Source organism: Aeromonas sp. S11(2024) (genome assembly GCF_041402345.1).
Lineage (GTDB): Bacteria > Pseudomonadota > Gammaproteobacteria > Enterobacterales > Aeromonadaceae > Aeromonas > Aeromonas veronii.
Window position 1 is genome coordinate 79,399 of sequence record NZ_JBGLRC010000012.1, and the last position, 17,755, is coordinate 97,153.

At 59.7% G+C, this 17,755-nt stretch carries 13 protein-coding genes and 1 pseudogene; 9 read left to right on the top strand and 5 right to left on the bottom strand.

Annotation, left to right across the window (positions count from 1 at the left end; genetic code table 11):
* From lpxD to accA, 7 genes are all read left to right on the top strand, one after another.
* Entirely contained in the window at positions 1–1,020 is a 1,020-nt protein-coding gene (gene lpxD / locus ACB040_RS12065) for a UDP-3-O-(3-hydroxymyristoyl)glucosamine N-acyltransferase (RefSeq protein ID WP_005338561.1), read from the top strand.
* A gap of 24 nt (positions 1,021–1,044) precedes the next feature.
* A complete protein-coding gene (gene fabZ, locus ACB040_RS12070) occupies positions 1,045–1,506 on the top strand; it encodes a 3-hydroxyacyl-ACP dehydratase FabZ (RefSeq protein ID WP_005338559.1) in 462 nt (153 codons plus the stop codon).
* A gap of 5 nt (positions 1,507–1,511) precedes the next feature.
* Positions 1,512–2,303, top strand: a complete 792-nt coding sequence (lpxA, locus tag ACB040_RS12075; protein ID WP_199427477.1) for an acyl-ACP--UDP-N-acetylglucosamine O-acyltransferase — start codon at positions 1,512–1,514, stop codon at positions 2,301–2,303.
* Complete coding sequence (gene lpxB, locus ACB040_RS12080) at positions 2,296–3,435, top strand: lipid-A-disaccharide synthase (RefSeq protein ID WP_279460938.1); 1,140 nt, start codon at positions 2,296–2,298, stop codon at positions 3,433–3,435. Before lpxA ends, lpxB begins: the two co-directional genes overlap by 8 nt.
* 119 nt (positions 3,436–3,554) lie before the next feature.
* A complete protein-coding gene (gene rnhB / locus ACB040_RS12085; protein WP_150390376.1) occupies positions 3,555–4,145 on the top strand; it encodes a ribonuclease HII in 591 nt (196 codons plus the stop codon).
* Between the two features lie 38 nt (positions 4,146–4,183).
* On the top strand, positions 4,184–7,663 hold the full coding sequence (dnaE, locus tag ACB040_RS12090; RefSeq protein WP_371154913.1) for a DNA polymerase III subunit alpha: 3,480 nt from the start codon (positions 4,184–4,186) through the stop codon (positions 7,661–7,663).
* 15 nt (positions 7,664–7,678) lie between these two features.
* On the top strand, positions 7,679–8,629 hold the full coding sequence (gene accA, locus ACB040_RS12095; RefSeq protein ID WP_005338549.1) for an acetyl-CoA carboxylase carboxyl transferase subunit alpha: 951 nt from the start codon (positions 7,679–7,681) through the stop codon (positions 8,627–8,629).
* Between the two features lie 286 nt (positions 8,630–8,915).
* Here accA and ACB040_RS12100 read toward each other — a convergent pair whose 3' ends face one another.
* Positions 8,916–9,098 (bottom strand): DUF3545 family protein, encoded by a 183-nt coding sequence (locus tag ACB040_RS12100; protein ID WP_005338547.1) that lies wholly within the window; start codon positions 9,096–9,098, stop codon positions 8,916–8,918.
* 159 nt (positions 9,099–9,257) lie between these two features.
* Entirely contained in the window at positions 9,258–10,208 is a 951-nt protein-coding gene (gene tal, locus ACB040_RS12105; protein ID WP_139443195.1) for a transaldolase, read from the bottom strand.
* A gap of 701 nt (positions 10,209–10,909) precedes the next feature.
* On the opposite strand from tal, the gene ACB040_RS12110 reads away from it, so the two are divergent.
* Positions 10,910–12,340 (top strand): sodium:alanine symporter family protein, encoded by a 1,431-nt coding sequence (locus ACB040_RS12110; RefSeq protein ID WP_257123521.1) that lies wholly within the window; start codon positions 10,910–10,912, stop codon positions 12,338–12,340.
* A 62-nt stretch (positions 12,341–12,402) separates the two neighbouring features.
* On the opposite strand, the gene ACB040_RS12115 is transcribed toward ACB040_RS12110, so the two are convergent.
* From ACB040_RS12115 to ACB040_RS12125, 3 genes are read right to left on the bottom strand one after another with little or no spacing between them, the layout of a single operon-like run.
* A complete protein-coding gene (locus tag ACB040_RS12115) occupies positions 12,403–14,415 on the bottom strand; it encodes a DUF3488 and DUF4129 domain-containing transglutaminase family protein (protein ID WP_371154917.1) in 2,013 nt (670 codons plus the stop codon).
* On the bottom strand, positions 14,402–15,397 hold the full coding sequence (locus ACB040_RS12120) for a DUF58 domain-containing protein (RefSeq protein ID WP_371154919.1): 996 nt from the start codon (positions 15,395–15,397) through the stop codon (positions 14,402–14,404). Before ACB040_RS12120 ends, ACB040_RS12115 begins: the two co-directional genes overlap by 14 nt.
* Positions 15,397–16,326, bottom strand: a complete 930-nt coding sequence (locus tag ACB040_RS12125) for an AAA family ATPase (protein ID WP_371154921.1) — start codon at positions 16,324–16,326, stop codon at positions 15,397–15,399. The genes ACB040_RS12120 and ACB040_RS12125 overlap by 1 nt, the downstream gene beginning before the upstream one ends.
* Before the next feature lie 356 nt (positions 16,327–16,682).
* Here ACB040_RS12125 and ACB040_RS12130 point away from each other — a divergent pair.
* Positions 16,683–17,006: pseudogene (locus ACB040_RS12130) on the top strand (MFS transporter); the annotation flags it as partial.
* Positions 17,007–17,755 lie beyond the last annotated feature (749 nt).

Sequence of the window (17,755 nt, forward strand, 5' to 3'; positions counted from 1 at the left end):
ATGGCATTCACTCTCGCACAGCTGGCCCAGCAACTGGGGGCCCAGGTCCATGGCGACGGAACCCTGGAAATCCGCAAGGTAGCGACACTGGAAAAGGCCGGGGAGGGGGATATCACCTTCCTGTCCAACAAAAAGTACCGGCACTATCTGGAGCAGAGCAAGGCGACCGCCGTGCTCATTACCGAAGCGGATCTGCCATTTTGTCCCACCAATGCCCTGGTGCTCAAAGATCCCTATGTGGGTTTTGCCCGGGTAGCCCAACTGCTGGACACCACCCCGCAGCCGGCCACGGATATTCATCCGAGTGCCGTTATCGCGGCTGACGTGCAACTGGGCGAGAGAGTGGCCATCGGCGCCAATGCAGTGATCGAATCCGGCGTCGTGCTGGGTGACGATGTACGCATTGGCCCGGGCTGTTTTGTTGGCAAAAATACCCGGCTGGGAGCCCGCTCCCGGCTGTGGGCCAACGTCACCCTCTATCACAATGTGACCATGGGTACCGACTGTCTGGTTCAATCCGGCACAGTGATCGGGGCCGATGGTTTCGGTTATGCCAACGAGCGTGGCGAGTGGATCAAGATCCCCCAGCTCGGCGGTGTGACCATTGGCAACCGGGTCGAGATCGGTGCCTGTACCACCATTGACCGCGGTGCGCTGGAAGATACCCGCATCGCTGACAACGTCATCATCGACAACCAGTGCCAGATCGCCCACAACGTGGAGATCGGTTACGGCACCGCCGTGGCGGGCTCTACCGTGATGGCTGGTAGTCTCAAGGTCGGCAAATACTGTATCATTGGCGGCGCTTCCGTCTTTAACGGGCATATGGAGATCTGCGACCAGGCCACCGTTACCGGTATGGCCATGGTGATGCGACCCATTACCGAGCCCGGTGTCTACTCTTCCGGCATCCCTCTGCAAACCAATAAAGAGTGGCGCAAGACCGCCGCCCGGGTGATGCGTATCGAAGAGATGCACAAGCGGTTAAGCAAGCTTGAGAAGAAGCTGGATCAAGAATAATCACGATTGGTATAGGGTACTGTTTTGACTACTGAAAAGAAGAGCCTGGGTATCCAGGAAATCATGGATCTGCTGCCCCACCGTTATCCGTTTCTGATGGTGGATCGTGTAGACGACTACGAGATCAGCGATGAGCGCAAAACCCTGCGTGCCATCAAGAACGTCTCGTTCAACGAGCCGATCTTCCAGGGGCACTTCCCGGCCAAGCCGGTGTTCCCGGGCGTACTGATCCTGGAAGCGATGGCACAGGCCACCGGTATCCTGGCCTTTACCATGGTGGGCAAGCCGTCTCCCAACGAACTCTACTATTTTGCCTCAATCGACAACGCTCGTTTCAAGCGCCCGGTCGGCCCCGGTGATCAACTGGTGCTGGACGTGGAGTTCCTGAAAGAGCGTCGCGGTATTGCCAAGTTCACCGGTGTCGCCACCGTCGACGGTGAAGTGGTCTGTACCGCCGAGCTGATGTGCGCCAAACGCGAGGTTTAACACACGTGATCGACCAGACTGCCATCATTCACGATACTGCCATCGTCCATGAGTCTGCCGTGATCGGTAAAGGGGTTGAAATCGGCCCCTTTTCTGTCATCGGCGCCGAGGTGGAAATCGGTGACAACACCTGGGTAGGTTCCCATGTGGTGATCAAGGGCCCGACCAAGATTGGTCGCGGCAACAAGATCTTCCAGCACACCTCCATCGGTGAGGATTGCCAGGACAAGAAGTACGCCGGTGAGCGCACCTTCCTCGAAATTGGCGACAACAACGTCATTCGCGAGAACTGCACCTTCCACCGCGGTACCATTCAGGATCAGAGCCTGACCAAGGTGGGCAGCGGTAACCTGTTCATGGTCAACGTTCACGTTGCCCACGATTGCATCATCGGTGACAACTGCATCTTCGCCAACAACGCGACCCTGGCGGGCCACGTGGTGATCGGTGACTTCGTGATCTTTGGTGGTCTCTCCGCCATTCACCAGTTCGGTCGCGTCGGTTCCCACGCCTTCGTCGGTGGCTGCGCCGCCCTGAACAAGGACGTGCCGCCTTACGTGATGGCCGCCGGCAACTACGCCAAGCCATTCGGGGTCAACTCCGAAGGTCTGCGTCGCCGTGGTTTCAGCGCCGAGGCCATCTCTGCCGTCAAGCGTGCCTACAAAGAGATCTTCCGCTCCGGCAAGACCGTCGAAGAGGTGCTGCCGGTGCTGATCGAGATGGCGCAAGCCGAACCGGCCGTCCAGCTCTATGTGGACTTCCTCAAAGATAACGAGCGCGGGATCATCCGTGCCTGATCCGGTTCGTATCGGTATCGTCGCCGGAGAAGTCTCCGGCGACATTCTGGCTGCCGGTCTGGTGCGCGAGCTGCAAGCCCGCTACCCGGATGCGCAGTTCGAAGGGATCGCCGGGCCGCGGATGCAGGCCCTCGGCGTCAAGGCCCTGTTCGAGATGGAAGAGCTCTCCGTCATGGGGATCACCGAGGTGCTGGGCCGTCTGCCGCGCATCCTCAAGGTTCGTCGCGAACTGCTGCGCCACTTTATTGCCAATCCGCCCGATATCTTTATCGGCGTGGATGCACCGGATTTCAATATCGGAGTGGAGCTGAAACTGCGCCGCGCCGGCATCAAGACGGTTCACTATGTCAGCCCCTCTGTGTGGGCCTGGCGCCAGAACCGCATTCACAAGATCAAGGCCGCCACCGACATGGTGCTCGCCTTCCTGCCGTTCGAGAAAGCCTTCTACGACCGCTTCGACGCCCCTTGCCGTTTTGTCGGTCACACCATGGCGGATGACATTCCATTGGTGCCGGATCAGGCTGCCGTGCGTCGCAATCTCGGTATCGATGCCAATCGCCGCTGGCTGGCGGTGCTGCCGGGCAGCCGCACCGCAGAAGTGGGCTTTATGTCCCCCCTGTTTCTCGAAGCGTGTAAACACCTGACGGTGCGCTATCCGGATCTCGGTTTCATCGTGCCGCTGGTCAACCAGAAACGGCGCGAGCAGTTTATGGCCATCAAGGCCGAGGTAGCGCCGGGTCTCGACATGGTGCTGCTGGAAGGGCAGGGCCGCGAGGCGATGATCGCCGCTGACGTGGTGATACTGGCCTCCGGCACTGCGGCGCTCGAAGCCATGCTGGTGAAAAAACCGATGGTGGTGGGTTACAAACTCAAGCCCTTCAGCTATTGGCTGGCCCAGCGACTGGTGAAGACCGAATTTGTCTCTCTGCCCAACCTGCTGGCTGGGCGCATGCTGGTGCCGGAACTCATCCAGCACGAGTGCACTCCGGAGAATCTGGTGGAAGAGGTGAGCAAATATTTCGAGCACGACAACAGTGCGCTGGTCAACACCTTCACCGAGCTGCACCAGCTGATCCGCTGCAATGCCGACTCGCAGGCCGCCGATGCGGTGGCGGATCTGCTCGGCAGATAACGCTATTTCGGACCGTCGATTGCGCCGCACAGCCCGTTAATCCGTTTTCCGAGCGGTGATGCCGCGCCAGTCGACCCCTGTCAGGCCCCACGGGGCCTGTTTTGATTCAAGGCTACAAGATGATGATCGATATTCCTGACGACAAGCTGGTTGCCGGTGTGGACGAAGTGGGTCGTGGCCCCCTGGTGGGTGACGTGGTCACCGCTGCGGTCATTCTCGATCCCGCCAATCCCATTGTCGGGCTGGCTGACTCCAAGAAGCTCTCCGAGAAGAAGCGCCTCGCCCTGTTTGACGAGATCAAAGAGAAAGCGCTCGCTTGGGCCATCGGTCGCGCCAGCCCGGAGGAGATCGACGAGCTCAACATCCTGCATGCCACCATGCTGGCGATGCAGCGCGCCGTGGCGGGGTTGAAGGTCACCCCCGAGCTGGTCTTTATCGATGGCAACCGCTGTCCGGCGCTGCCGATGGAAGCGCGCGCCGTGGTCAAGGGCGATAGTCTGGTGGCCGCCATCAGTGCCGCTTCGATCCTCGCCAAGGTGACCCGCGATGCGGAGATGACCGAGCTGGACAGCCGTCATCCCGAATATGGTTTTGCCCGTCACAAGGGTTATCCGACCGCTGAGCACCTCGCCATTCTGGCCGAGCGTGGCCCGTTGCCCGAATATCGCAAGAGCTTCAAACCGGTGCGCCGTGCACTGGGGATCGAGTAGACCATGCCATTTAGTTTGAGCAGCGAGAGGAGATGACGATGGCTGAACCCCGTTTTATCCACCTGCGAGTCCACTCCGACTTCTCCATGGTCGATGGCCTGCAGAAGATCAACCCCATCGTCGGGGCGGCGGCGGCCAACAACATGCCGGCGCTGGCGCTGACCGATCAGATGAACATGTGCGGTCTGGTGCGCTTCTATGGTGCCGCCCACGGCAAGGGGATCAAGCCCATCGTCGGGGCCGACTTCTGGGTGCAGAGCGATGAGCTCGGCGACGAGCAGTTCCGCCTCACCCTGCTTGCCATGGACAACGACGGCTACCAGAACATCACCCTGCTTATTTCCCGCGGTTACCAGCGCGGCCACGTGCAAGGGCGGCCGGTTATCGACAAGAGCTGGCTCGCCGAGCATGCCAAGGGGGTGATCGTCCTCTCCGGCGGCCGCGAGGGGGATGTGGGCAAGTTCCTGCTCAAGGGCAACCGGCAGATGACCGAGCAGTGTGTCGCCTTCTATCAGACCCACTTCCCGGATGCCTACTACCTCGAACTGCTGCGTACCGGTCGACCCGACGAAGAGGTCTACCTGCACATGGCGGTGGCCATCGCTACCGAGTTCGAGCTGCCGGTGGTCGCCACCAACGAGGTGGTGTTCCTCAACGCCGATGACTTCGACGCCCACGAGATCCGGGTCGCCATCCACGATGGCTATACCCTGATGGACAAACGTCGCCCCCGTCGCTACAGCCCCCAGCAGTACCTGCGCAGTCAGGAGGAGATGGCGGAGCTGTTTGCCGACATTCCCGAAGCGCTGGAAAACACGGTGGAGATCGCCAAGCGCTGCAACGTGACGGTGCGTCTCGGCGAATATTTCCTGCCCAACTTCCCGACCGGTGACATGACTACCGAAGATTTTCTGGTGGCCAAGTCGAAAGAGGGTCTGGAGGAGCGTCTCGAGTTTCTGTTCCCGGATCCGCAAGTGCGGGCCGAGCGTCGTCCCGAGTATGACGAGCGTCTCGATGTCGAGCTGAAAGTGATCAACCAGATGGGCTTCCCGGGTTACTTCCTCATCGTGATGGAGTTTATCCAGTGGTCCAAGGACAACGGCATTCCCGTTGGCCCGGGCCGGGGCTCGGGTGCGGGCTCCCTGGTGGCCTACGCCCTCAAGATCACCGACCTCGACCCGCTGGAATTTGACCTGCTGTTCGAACGTTTCCTGAACCCCGAGCGGGTATCCATGCCCGACTTCGACGTCGACTTCTGCATGGACCGACGCGATGAGGTGATCGAGCACGTCTCCGACATGTACGGCCGGGATGCGGTCTCCCAGATCATCACCTTCGGTAGTATGGCGGCCAAGGCAGTAGTGCGGGACGTGGGTCGGGTGCTGGGCCACGCTTACGGCTTTGTGGATCGCATCTCCAAGCTGATCCCGCCGGATCCGGGTATGACGCTTGCCAAGGCGTTCGAGGCCGAGCCCAAGCTGCCCGAGCTCTACGAGCAGGATGAGGAGGTCAAAGACCTCATCGACATGGCTCGCCGTCTCGAAGGGGTGGTGCGCAACGCCGGTAAACACGCCGGTGGCGTGGTGATCGCGCCCACCAAGATCACCGACTTTGCGCCGCTCTACTGCGATGACGAAGGCCATCACCCGGTCACCCAGTTCGACAAGAACGACGTGGAGTACGCCGGTCTGGTGAAGTTCGACTTCCTCGGTCTGCGGACCCTCACCATCATCGACTGGGCGCTCGGCATGATAAACCCGCGTCTTGCCAAAGAGGGCAAGCCGCCGGTCGATATCGCCGCCATCCCCATCGATGACAAGAAGTCGTTTGACCTGCTGCAGCGCTACGAGACCACCGCGGTATTCCAGCTGGAATCCCGCGGCATGAAGGATCTCATCAAGCGGCTGCGCCCCGACTGCTTCGAAGACATGATCGCACTGGTGGCCCTGTTCCGACCGGGCCCGCTCCAGTCAGGCATGGTGGATAACTTCATCGACCGCAAGCACGGTAATGAAGCGATCTCCTATCCGGACGAGAAGTGGCAGCACGAGAGCCTGAAACCGATTCTGGAACCAACCTACGGCATCATCCTCTATCAGGAGCAGGTGATGCAGATCGCCCAGACCCTGGCGGGTTATACGCTGGGTGGCGCGGATATGCTGCGCCGTGCTATGGGTAAGAAAAAGCCCGAGGAGATGGCCAAGCAGCGGGCCGGTTTCGAGGAGGGCGCCGTCAGGAATGGCGTCGACGGCGAACTGGCGATGAAGATCTTCGATCTGGTGGAGAAGTTTGCGGGCTACGGCTTTAACAAATCCCACTCCGCCGCCTACGCGCTGGTCTCCTACCAGACCCTCTGGCTCAAGACCCACTTCCCGGCCGAGTTCATGGCGGCGGTGATGACCGCCGATATGGACAACACCGACAAGATCGTGACCCTGGTGGATGAGTGCCAGCGGATGGGGCTCACCGTGATCCCGCCGGATGTGAACACTGGCCGCTATCGCTTCTCGGTCAACGAAGATGGTCATATTGTCTACGGGATCGGGGCGGTGAAAGGAGTCGGTGAAGGGCCAATCGATGCGATCTTGAGCGCCCGGGATCAGGATGGCCCGTTCCGCGATCTGTTCGACTTCTGTAACCGGGTCGACATCAAGAAGCTCAACAAGCGGGTGATGGAGAAGCTGATCCTCTCCGGTGCCATGGATCGGCTCGGCCCCCACCGCGCCGCCCTGATGGCGACCCTTGAGGAGGCGATGCGCGCCGCCGAGCAGCACGCCAAGGCGCAGGCGGTGGGGCAGGTCGACATGTTCGGCGTGCTTACCGAAGAGATTGACGACGTCAAGAAGGCGTTTGCCAACGTGCCGCACTGGCCTGACAAGGTGTGGCTGGAAGGGGAGCGCGAGACCCTCGGGCTCTATCTCACCGGTCACCCCATCAACCAGTACAGCAGCGAATTGCGTCGTTATACCTCGGGTCGCCTGTGCGATCTGCATCCCACCTCCCGTGATACCGTGACCACGGCGGCGGGGCTGGTGATTGCGGCCCGCAGCATGGTGACCAAGCGTGGCAACAAGATGGGGATCTTCACCCTGGACGACCGTTCCGGTCGCCTCGATGTGACCCTGTTCAGTGAAGCGCTGGAAAAATATGAAGAATTGATGCAAAAAGACCGCATTTTGGTGGTTTCTGGACAGGTCAGCTTTGATGACTTCTCCGGTGGCCTTAAAATGTCGGCTCGAGAATTACTGGATATCAACGATGCGAGGGAGCGTTTTGCCAGAGCAATCCGCATCTCCCTCGATGAACAGCGGATTGATGATCGCTTTTTCCCGCGTTTGTGCGAGATTTTGGAGCCCGCCCGTGCCGGAGTCTGTCCGGTTCAGGTAAACTATCGTCGCCCCGGCTCCCGGGTGCGATTGACGCTCGGTACCGAGTGGCGGGTGACGCCCACCGATCAACTGATAGATGACTTGCGAGTCCTGCTTGGACGAGAGCGGGTTGAATTGGTTTTTGATTAGAGGTTCTAAGGCCCTATGAGTCTTTTTCTGGATTTTGAACAGCCGATTGCCGAGTTGCAGGCGCAGATTGATGAACTCAAACATGTGAGTGAAGGCAATCACGCCGTGGATCTGAAAGACGAGATCCGCCGGCTGGAGAAGAAAAACGAAGAGCTGACCAAGAAGATCTTCGGTGATCTGGGTGCCTGGCAGGTATCCCAGATGGCGCGTCATCCCCAGCGCCCTTACACCTTTGACTATATCGAGCATATCTTCACCGATTTCGACGAGTTGGCTGGCGATCGCGCCTATGCCGATGACAAGGCTATCGTCGGCGGCATCGCCCGTCTCGACGGCGAGCCGGTGATGGTGATTGGTCACCAGAAGGGTCGCGAGACCAAAGAGAAGATCAAGCGCAACTTCGGCATGCCGCGTCCGGAAGGGTACCGCAAGGCCCTGCGTCTGATGGAGATGGCCGAGCGCTTCAAGATGCCGATCATCACCTTTATCGACACCCCGGGCGCTTACCCTGGCGTCGGTGCCGAAGAGCGTGGCCAGTCCGAAGCGATTGCCCGCAACCTGAAAGTGATGGCCGGTCTGACCGTGCCGGTGGTCTGCACCGTGATCGGTGAGGGTGGCTCCGGTGGTGCGCTGGCAATCGGCGTGGGTGACCGTGTCAACATGCTGCAGTACTCCACCTACTCCGTCATCTCGCCGGAAGGGTGTGCCTCCATCCTGTGGAAGAGTGCCGACAAGGCCTCCGTAGCTGCCGAAGCGATGGGTATCACTGCCCAGCGTCTGAAAGAGCTCAAGCTGATCGACCACGTGATCGACGAGCCCCTCGGCGGTGCCCACCGCGATGTGGAGAAGATGGCCAAAAACCTCAAGGCCCGCATCAAGCAGGATCTGGACGCACTGCGTCCGCTCGATACCGAGCAACTGCTGGAGCAGCGCTATCAGCGTCTGCTGGGCTACGGTTACTGCTAAGCGCAGCCGTCACCCCCGAGTATTCAGGCCCCCGTCATCGACGGGGGTTTTTTATTGCTGATGACTTGTCTTGCGGTGATTGCCCCAATGCGCCCTGAAACAGCGCAGGTCAGTATTCTAGGGTGAGGGGCAGGGTTGGTATGCCACGCTGTTGGTGATGACTGTCATTAGCCTGCAGCATCCTTTGGCATCGCTAGCGGTGGCATGACAAGCCGCTTGCTCATCCGATTGCGGCAAAAAAAAGCGCCCCGACTGTGCGGAGCGCTTTTACAGGTGTCTGGCGGTATTACAGTTCAATCTCGTCTGTAAGACCTTCATAGGCGATATCGATGGATTGCAGCTCCTTCTGCAGGCGATGTTTGTCTTTCAACGCCTCGATTTCACGCCATTTACGTTTTTTTCCCGTTGTCCCGCGGCTACGCGAACCGAGTTCAACCACCTCGTCATAATCGAAGTTGAACATTTCCATGGCTCCCTCCTTGGTTTTTATTGTTTTCACCACCCGTATAACATAACGAATCTGAAATTAAAACGTTTTCGTGACGACTCTATGACAGCGCTAAAAAAGCCCATGAAAAAAACCGGGCCCCTTGGTGGGGGCCCGGTTTTTATCAGAAAAAAGAACTGATTACAGGCGGCTTGCCAGCATGGTTTCCAGCTTGCCCTGGTCGATGGCGAACATGCGGATACCTTCGCCCAGCTTCTCGTGAGCCATGGCATCCTGGTTCAGTTCCCAGCGGAATTCGGCTTCGGTCATCGGAGTCGGTTTGGCCTTGCGCTCACCGGTGTAGTCCAGTTTGCGTACCACGGCGCCTTCGGTTTTGCTCAGCTCTTCCAGCAGGGCCGGGCCGATGGTCAGGCGGTCGCAGCCTGCCAGTTCCAGGATCTCGCCGGTGTTGCGGAAGCTGGCGCCCATCACCACGGTCGGGTAGTCGTGCTGCTTGTAGTAGTTGTAGATGGAGGTGACGGAGACCACGCCCGGATCTTCGCTGGCGGTGTAGTCACGGTTGTGCTTGGCCTTGTACCAGTCGAGGATGCGACCCACGAACGGGGAGATCAGGAAGGCACCGGCTTCGGCACAGGCACGGGCCTGGGCGAATGAGAACAGCAGGGTCAGGTTGCATTGGATACCCTCTTTCTCCAGTACCTCGGCGGCACGGATCCCTTCCCAGGTGGAGGCCAGCTTGATCAGAATGCGGTCGTTGCTGATACCCGCTTCGTTGTAGAGACGGATCAGCTTGCGGGCCTTGGCAATGCTGGCTTCGGTATCGAAGGAGAGACGGGCATCCACTTCGGTAGAGATACGGCCCGGAACGATCTTCAGCACTTCCAGACCGATATTGACGGCCAGCTTGTCGCCCGCATCGATGATTTGCTGTGCCTTGTCCTGGCTCTGGGCTTTGGCCCACTTGATGGCGTCTTCGATCAGCGGAGCGTACTCGGGGATCTCGGAGGCCTTCAGAACCAGAGAGGGGTTGGTGGTGGCATCGATGGGCTGATAGCGTTTGATGGCTTCGATATCACCGGTGTCGGCAACAACAGTGGTCAGGGCTTTCAGCTGGGTTAATTTATCGGCCATAGCGAATATCATCTCTTAATGAGGGAGTAATCCCTGGGTTGCGGGCTTGAGACGGTGGTTCTGAAATAAAATTACAGGATCTTGGTGCCTCAGGCTCAGAAAAGCGCGATGGGGGCGGCCCATCGTCATTGCCTGCCTAATTAATACTGATGTGCTGCATCCTGCAATAGGGGCGCTTGGTTGTTAAACATTCAGGCTGTTGAGTTATCCCGTTTTATGGCTTGAAACTATATGATTAGTAAGGTTTTTTACATTTCGTTCCGACATCGCTCCGGTTTGCTTTCAGCTGAACTTTTTTAGCCAATATCCATATTTGTGTCGTCGATCACATAAATTATCTCACTACGTACTTGAAATTTAATTACAGCGAAAACGTTTGGCGAAATGTCTCCGTTTGAAAGCCATTTCATGCAAGCGTTTGCGTTTTCGGATAGCTCATCAGGGATATATCAAAATGGTTCTCTTATGGGGCTTAATGGTGGCCTGTCTGATTGAATTATTGAGTTTGTTGAAAGTTTGCGATTTAAATGGAGCTTTATGGGCTTTTACCGTTCGTTTTTTGTGTCTCGCGTGACCGGGATCACTATTCCGGGCTCTCCCGCTGTGCTAGATTCCGCCCCTTTAGCGAAACGCTAATTAAACGACAGACAGAAAACGGTCAGCGCAGACTGGCCATGGATGTGAATAACAACGAGAGAATTATGGACACCTTGATTGCGATGCTAAACGACCTGATGTGGGGAGCCGTGCTCATCTACCTGCTCATCGGGGTCGGTATCTTTTTCACCTTCCGCCTGGGTTTTATCCAGATCCGTCATTTTGGCCACATGTTTTCCGTGCTGAAAAACAGCCGTAAATCGGACAACGCGGGCATCTCCTCCTTCCAGGCCCTCTGTACCAGCCTTGCCGCCCGTGTCGGCACCGGCAACCTGGCCGGTGTGGCAGTCGCCATCTATCTGGGTGGCCCCGGCGCCATCTTCTGGATGTGGCTGATTGCCTTTATCGGCATGGCGACCGCCTTCGTCGAAAGCACCCTGGCCCAGCTCTACAAGGTCAAGGATGAGGATGGCAACTACCGTGGTGGCCCGGCCTACTACATGGAGAAAGGCCTCGGTATGCGCTGGATGGGGGTGGTCTTCTCGCTCTGCCTGATCCTGGCGTTTGGTCTGGTGTTCAACGCGGTGCAGGCCAACTCCATCAGTCTGGCGATGAAGGTGGCGTTTGGCATTCCTGACTGGGTCAGCGGTCTGGCGCTGGTGGCGCTCTCCGGCCTGATTATCTTCGGCGGCATTCGTGGCATCGCCCGTTTTGCCGAGCTGGTGGTGCCCTTTATGGCGCTGGCCTACATTCTGCTGGCGCTGGTCATTGTAGCGATGAACATCACCGAGTTGCCCCATGTCTTCATGCTGATCATCAAGTCCGCCTTCGGGATTGAGCAGGCAGGCTCGGGGGCGCTGGGTTATGCCATCTCCCAGGCGATGATCAACGGTATCAAACGCGGTCTCTTCTCCAACGAGGCGGGGATGGGCTCTGCGCCCAACGCTGCGGCGACTGCCACTCCCTATCCGCCGCACCCGGCCTCCCAGGGTTATGTGCAGATGCTGGGGGTCTTTATGGACACCATCGTCATCTGCAGCTGTACCGCCGCCATCATCCTGATGTCAGGTCAGTTTGAGCCGGGATCCGGCGTGACCGGTGTCGAGCTGACCCAGCGGGCGCTCTCCTCCCAGATTGGCAGCGGTGGCAACATCTTCATTGCGGCGGCCATCTTCTTCTTCGCCTTCACCTCTATCGTGGCGAACTACTCCTATGCCGAGACCAATCTGGTGTTCCTCGAGCACAACCACAAGGGTGGCCTGATGCTGTTCCGGGTGTTCGTGCTGGGGATGGTGATGTTCGGTGCCGTGGGTGAGTTGCCGATTGTGTGGGCGATGGCGGATGTCTCCATGGGTCTGATGGCCATCGTCAACCTGGTGGCGATCCTGCTGCTCTCCAGCGTTGCCATCAAGCTGGCGAAGGATTACAACGACCAGCTCCGGCTGGGCAAGGTGCCCACCTTCGATGCCAACAAATACCCCGAGATCCGCTCCCAGCTGGAAGAGGGGATCTGGGACAATTCGACCAAAAAGTAACAAGCGGTGAATCAAACCTCTTGATTAAAACCTGAAGGGGGAGCCAGTGGCTCCCCCTTCTTTTATGAGCCGCTCTTCGGCGGCTGATCCCAGCACTGGGCGAGCTGTCTGACACGCCGTTGCAACTGGCGCCAGTAGCGCCCTTGTTGCCGGTCGTTGAGGGGGGCATAACGCCAGCGACGAAAGAGCCACGCACTCTTTAGCAGGGCGTGGGCAAGGTCGGGACGCAGCCGTGCCAGCCGCTCGCACCATGTCCCCATGCTCTCGGCGGGCTGGGGTGGGTAGCCACTGCGTTTGCCCCGTTTGAGCAGGGGCTGCCAGATACGCCGCTCTGGCGGCAGGCGGGCGGGCAACAGCAGGGGCAGGCTCACCAGCAGAGCGACCAGCATCAGGCTGGCGAGGATCAACCAGGGTGTATGTCCCGCCAGTGCGGGCCAGCGCAGGCCGATTTGTTGCCAGAGCTGACCCGCATCGTAACCAATCACCCAGCGACTCCACTGGTAGTCGATATTGTTGCCCCACCAGCGCAGCTGATTGAGCAGAGCCCAGTTGCGATAACGCTGCAAAGCAAGTGGGTCGGCGGCGGTAAACTCGTCGCTTAGCGCCTCCCTCACGCCGCCTTCAATGCGCTCCGGTGCCACTGCCGCCGTGGGGTCGATTCGCCGCCATGTTCCTCCTTCATCGAGATACTCCACCCAGGCGTGAGCATCGAACTGGTGTACCGCCAGATAGTTGCCCGTGGGATTCCACTCGCCGCCGAGATAACCGGTGACCAGCCGTGCCGGAATACCGGCAGCGCGCAGTACGAAAGCGGTCGCCATGGCGTAGTGGCCGCAAAAGCCCTGCCTGGTATCGAACAGGAACTCATCCACCCCGTCACTGCCAAGCCGTGGCGGGGTCAGGGTGTAGTAATAGGATTGGCTGCGAAACTGCGCGAGCAGGGCGGCGACCAGCTCTGCGCGATCCGGATGGCGTGTGGCCAGCCCTTGGCCATGGGCGCGCGCTCTCGGGTTGCCTCCGGCTGGCAGTTGCTGGTTGCGCTGGGCGGCTTGGCTATCATCCTCGATCTGTGCTTCGCCGCGGCCAATGCGATAGCGGATCGCCACCTCGCCGCTCCCCTGCCGATAGAGGGTGTCGAGAGGGGTAAGCAGCACAGGGCCCGCCAGCAGGCGGGGGTCACTCAGGGCAAAGGCCCAGCGGTGGCGCTGGGGCTCGGCGATCACCTCGTAGCTCCCGGCGGGTAACGGACTATCTGCCAGTTGAGTACGGGCTTGTGAAGAGGATGCCAGAAGGGTGAGCCCGGTCTGCACCGGCACTGTCCGTTGCCATGCTTTGACCTCGGGGCTCAGCAACCAGCGCTGACCATCGAAAACTTCTTGGCGCATCACCGGAAAATAGCGCTCGCGGACAGGGGGCGGGCCATCGGCAAAGGTGACCCGAAAGGCCAGTTCCGAGGAGTTGACCAGTTCGCTGATATCGCCGGGGGCCAGCTCTTCCGAGAGGCCCGACAGGGCGCGGCTGGTGGTGGGCATCTGCCAGAGGGGCGGCAGCCTTGGCAGCAGCAGAAACAGAGTAATGAGAAGGGGAAGCGCCAGCAGCAGGGCGCCGCCCGCGCTGCGCCAAGGCCGTTTCTGCTCGGAAGCGATGGCGGCCACCAGCGTGGTTACTGCCAGCCAGAGCGCTACTGTCATTCCGGCCGTCCAGCCGATGCTCTGTCGCTGCACCAGAGCCAGCGCGATAAGAAAGAAGGCGAGCAGCAGCACCAGCTCGATATCCCGCTCGCGCCGTACCTCGATCATCTTGAGGCTATAGCCGAGCCAGAGCAGATTGATCAGGGCGGGCAGGGTGCCCAATGTGCGCCACTGCAACCCCAGCAACATCACGGTTGTGATGGCCAACAGCGCCAACCCGCTGGCAGGGAGGGGCGGCCAGCCACGCCACAGCATCATGGCCCGGACGCCGAGGGTGATGGCGCCCACCGCCACTACCCAGATCTGTAGTTGGGGCCAGAGCGCCGCGACCAGCAGCAGCTGTTGCAGGGCGATGAGTGGCAACAGGCGGTTATCGAGCAGCATCGGGAGTGCTCTTCGGTGGTGTGGCATCGAATCGGGCCAGTGCCAGCAGGCAGCGCTGCACAAAGGCGGCACCACTATCGGGCCCCAGCGTCTGGTTTGCCAGCATCAGGGTAAAGGGGATGCCCCGCTTGCCGTAATCGGCGCACCACCAGGCCAGCACCGCCAGCCGCTGCTCCAGATCCCCACCCGTGACCCGCTGCAAGGTGAGGTGAGTGTCATCCTGCTGAGGTTCATGAAACTGCTTGGTCAGCAGGCCGCGCCCTTGGGCAAGTTGCTTCCAGGCGACCCGGCTCAGTGGCTCACCGGCCTGATGTGTCCGCAGGGTATCAAAGTCACCGAGAGTGGCCGGAGCGGGTTGGCCCTGATTCCCCTCGCTTTCGGTCGCATGTTCCCCTCTTAGCGCCCCGAATGCCGGTTTGGGGGAAAGCCAGCCCTCCAGCTGCAAGTCCAGCAGGGACCAGCAGCGAAACAGGCCGAGGGGGTAGCGGCTCTCGACCCGCAATCGGCCAAGGGGCAGTAGTCCACGGCGCGAGCCAGATACTGGCAGGATAACTGAGCTGGGCACAGCGTCGGCCTGTGCCAGCCAGAGGGTGCCTTCGTTGAGGCTAAACCGGAGCGCCTGCACCGGGCGCGGGCTCTGCACCAAGATGCGTATAGGAAGCTGGCTACCCGCTTCCCCCAGCACCAGCGGGCCACCCAGCAGCTCCAGCCCCAGCAGGTTGCGGTGGGTGAGCCACATGGCTGCCATAAACAGGCTGCCGAGGCAGTAGGCCACCAGCAGTACCAGATTGTTCTGGTAGTTGGTGCCTAGCAGATAGATGGCGAGCAGCACCAGCAGATAGAGCAGCCCCATGCGGGTGGGGAGGATAAAGAGGCTGCGGGTACCCAGCGTGATTTGGCGGGCAGGGGGAATGCGGCGATCGAGCCAACGCTGCCGCCAGCGGGTTCGCCACTGCTGCCAACGGTCAAACAATTTGCTCATCAGGGATTGTCCGGATCGACCCGGGCCAGCAACCTCTGGCTCAGGGGACAGGCTTCGCCGTGCTGTACGCCAAAGCTGCCCCGCAGCCGATGCTCGGCCACATAGGGGAAGGCTGCCTGCACATCCTCCACCGTGACAAAGCGCCGCCCCGCCACCAGCGCCCAGGCCCGGCTCACCGCCAGCAAGGTCTGGGCTGCCCGGGGGGAGAGGGGCTGTGGCAGCTCCCCATCAAAGCGGCTCTGGTGCACCAGTGCCAGCAGGTAGTCGAGGGTGGCATCCGAAACATGGATGGAATCCCCTTCGCTTTGCAAGGTGGCGAGTCCGGCAGCATCCAGCATGGCGGGCAACGGGCCAGTCGGTTGGTGGCCCCGCAGTAGCTGGCGCTCCGCCTCTCGCGGCGGAAAACCCAGCGAGAGTCGCACGGCGAAGCGGTCTAGCTGGGATTCCGGCAGTGGATAAGTGCCCGCCTGATCCGCCGGATTCTGGGTGGCGATGACGAAAAATGGATCGGGGAGTGGGTGCGTATTCCCCTCAATGCTCACCTTGCCCTCGGCCATCGCCTCCAGCAGGGCGCTCTGCACTTTGGGGCTGGCACGGTTGATCTCGTCCGCCAGCAGCACCTGGGTGAAGATGGGGCCGGGGTGAAAGCGAAATGTTTGTTGCTGGGGGTCAAAAATCTGAAGCCCCAGCAGGTCGGCGGGGAGCAGATCGGCGGTGAACTGCATCCGCCTGCATGCCAGCCCCAGCACCTGCGCCAGCGCGTGGGCCAGGGTGGTTTTGCCCATGCCGGGCAGATCCTCGATCAGCAGATGACCGCGCGCCAGCAGGGTCACCAGCGCGATCTTCAGTTGCAGCGGCTTGCCCAGAATGACTTGCTCCAGTGCCGCCAGCAGCCCGGCAATCTGCTCTTCTCTCTTCATTCCCTTCATACACACTCCCTGTATTGCGTCGCACCTACAGCTTATACGCCCGCAAGGGCGAAGGCAGATAACAGACGGGCGGTAAAGTGCAGCGCAGGGATGGCAATGAGCGGGAGGTGACCCGGTGTATTGCTGAGTCTGCTCGATTCAATATGGCCGATCAGGCACGTAGCTCAATACAATATTTCCTGATGGGAATGTACCGATCGCCATCTCTTCACTAGGTGAGGGCGCTGGGCGCCCATATAGTTGCCCCCATTGCGACGCGCTGCGTTGCTACCTTTGTCACCACCTTGGCCCCGCCACTGTTCGCCTGTCGCTGTGATCTGGCAGGCATCGGCACGCCAATCTGTTATGGAGAGTTCATGCCTGTATTCCTGTTGTGCACTTTTCTGATGATCATTCTCTATCCGGTCGGGATCGAGCTCTATCTGGTCGCCGTGCCCCAGATTGCCGATGCCCTGCAGGCGAGCGAGGCGCAGATCCACACCGCCTTCTCTATCTATCTGTTCGGTATGGCGGCCACCGTGCTGCTGGGCGGGATGATTGCCGATCGCTACGGGCGGCGCTGGGTGGTGCTCGGGGGGGCGCTGATTTTTGTCCTCGCCTCGCTGGTGGCGGGTCATGCCGAAGGGATCACCCAGTTCTACCTCGGCCGTTTCTGGCAGGGGGTCGGGTCCGGTGCGCTGAGGGGAATAAGTATCAAGGTTGAATCAGGATGCCAAGGTGATGTGGCTGCGCAACGAGATCCGGCGGCTCTACAACGACGAATCGCCACGCTAATGTGGCCGTGACGGTGCCCACCGATCAGCCGGAGCCATCAGCTCCGGCTTTTTGTTGTCGTATCGCCCGCATGAGTGGGCTTTAGCACGACTTAAGTGCCGAGTTCGGGTTCAACTGTGTGCCATTCAACTCTCTTTATGCACATATTGACCTTGGTTACACGTCTCGAGTGAAGCTCTTTTCACGAAAATAATTCATGTGGTTTCATTAGAAAACTTCACCTGTGGTCACTTTTAAAGTGTGATCGACCATTAAGTTCCTGTATTTGCAGTGATATAGCATGACTCCCCTTGGAATGACGGGGTTAGATAGCGCCTGCGTAGGGTGACTGCCAGTAGAGCGCGGCGTGAGCCAGCCCCACAGGTCGTCTGTGGCCGTGCCATGCCCCGGCTATCTGGCCACCAGCCATGAGTGACGGAGCAGAGGGGAATAAGTATCAAGGTTGATAAACTGGCTTGAGTAAAGGGATGCAGCAAAGGTAGAACCCGGAGCCAGTAACTGTACCGGGAGACGCCACTCACCATCCCCCGATAACACCTAATTGAAACCGGCTAGATGAAAAAACACCTTTCATCGAACGGGGCCCGTGCACCCGAAAATAGCCAGATTGGCAGGCTGACTGTGCTCCCCGTTATGGCAATGACGGAAGAGAAAA

Excerpts from the sequence above, each read along its gene's own strand:
- lpxD (WP_005338561.1), top strand. The coding sequence starts at position 1 with ATGGCATTCACTCTCGCACAGCTGGCCCAGCAACTGGGGGCCCAGGTC.
- rnhB (WP_150390376.1), top strand. The coding sequence starts at position 3,555 with ATGATGATCGATATTCCTGACGACAAGCTGGTTGCCGGTGTGGACGAA.
- dnaE (WP_371154913.1), top strand. The coding sequence starts at position 4,184 with ATGGCTGAACCCCGTTTTATCCACCTGCGAGTCCACTCCGACTTCTCC.
- accA (WP_005338549.1), top strand. The coding sequence starts at position 7,679 with ATGAGTCTTTTTCTGGATTTTGAACAGCCGATTGCCGAGTTGCAGGCG.
- ACB040_RS12100 (WP_005338547.1), bottom strand. The coding sequence starts at position 9,098 with ATGGAAATGTTCAACTTCGATTATGACGAGGTGGTTGAACTCGGTTCG.
- tal (WP_139443195.1), bottom strand. The coding sequence starts at position 10,208 with ATGGCCGATAAATTAACCCAGCTGAAAGCCCTGACCACTGTTGTTGCC.
- ACB040_RS12110 (WP_257123521.1), top strand. The coding sequence starts at position 10,910 with ATGGACACCTTGATTGCGATGCTAAACGACCTGATGTGGGGAGCCGTG.
- ACB040_RS12115 (WP_371154917.1), bottom strand. The coding sequence starts at position 14,415 with ATGCTGCTCGATAACCGCCTGTTGCCACTCATCGCCCTGCAACAGCTG.
- ACB040_RS12120 (WP_371154919.1), bottom strand. The coding sequence starts at position 15,397 with ATGAGCAAATTGTTTGACCGTTGGCAGCAGTGGCGAACCCGCTGGCGG.
- ACB040_RS12125 (WP_371154921.1), bottom strand. The coding sequence starts at position 16,326 with ATGAAGGGAATGAAGAGAGAAGAGCAGATTGCCGGGCTGCTGGCGGCA.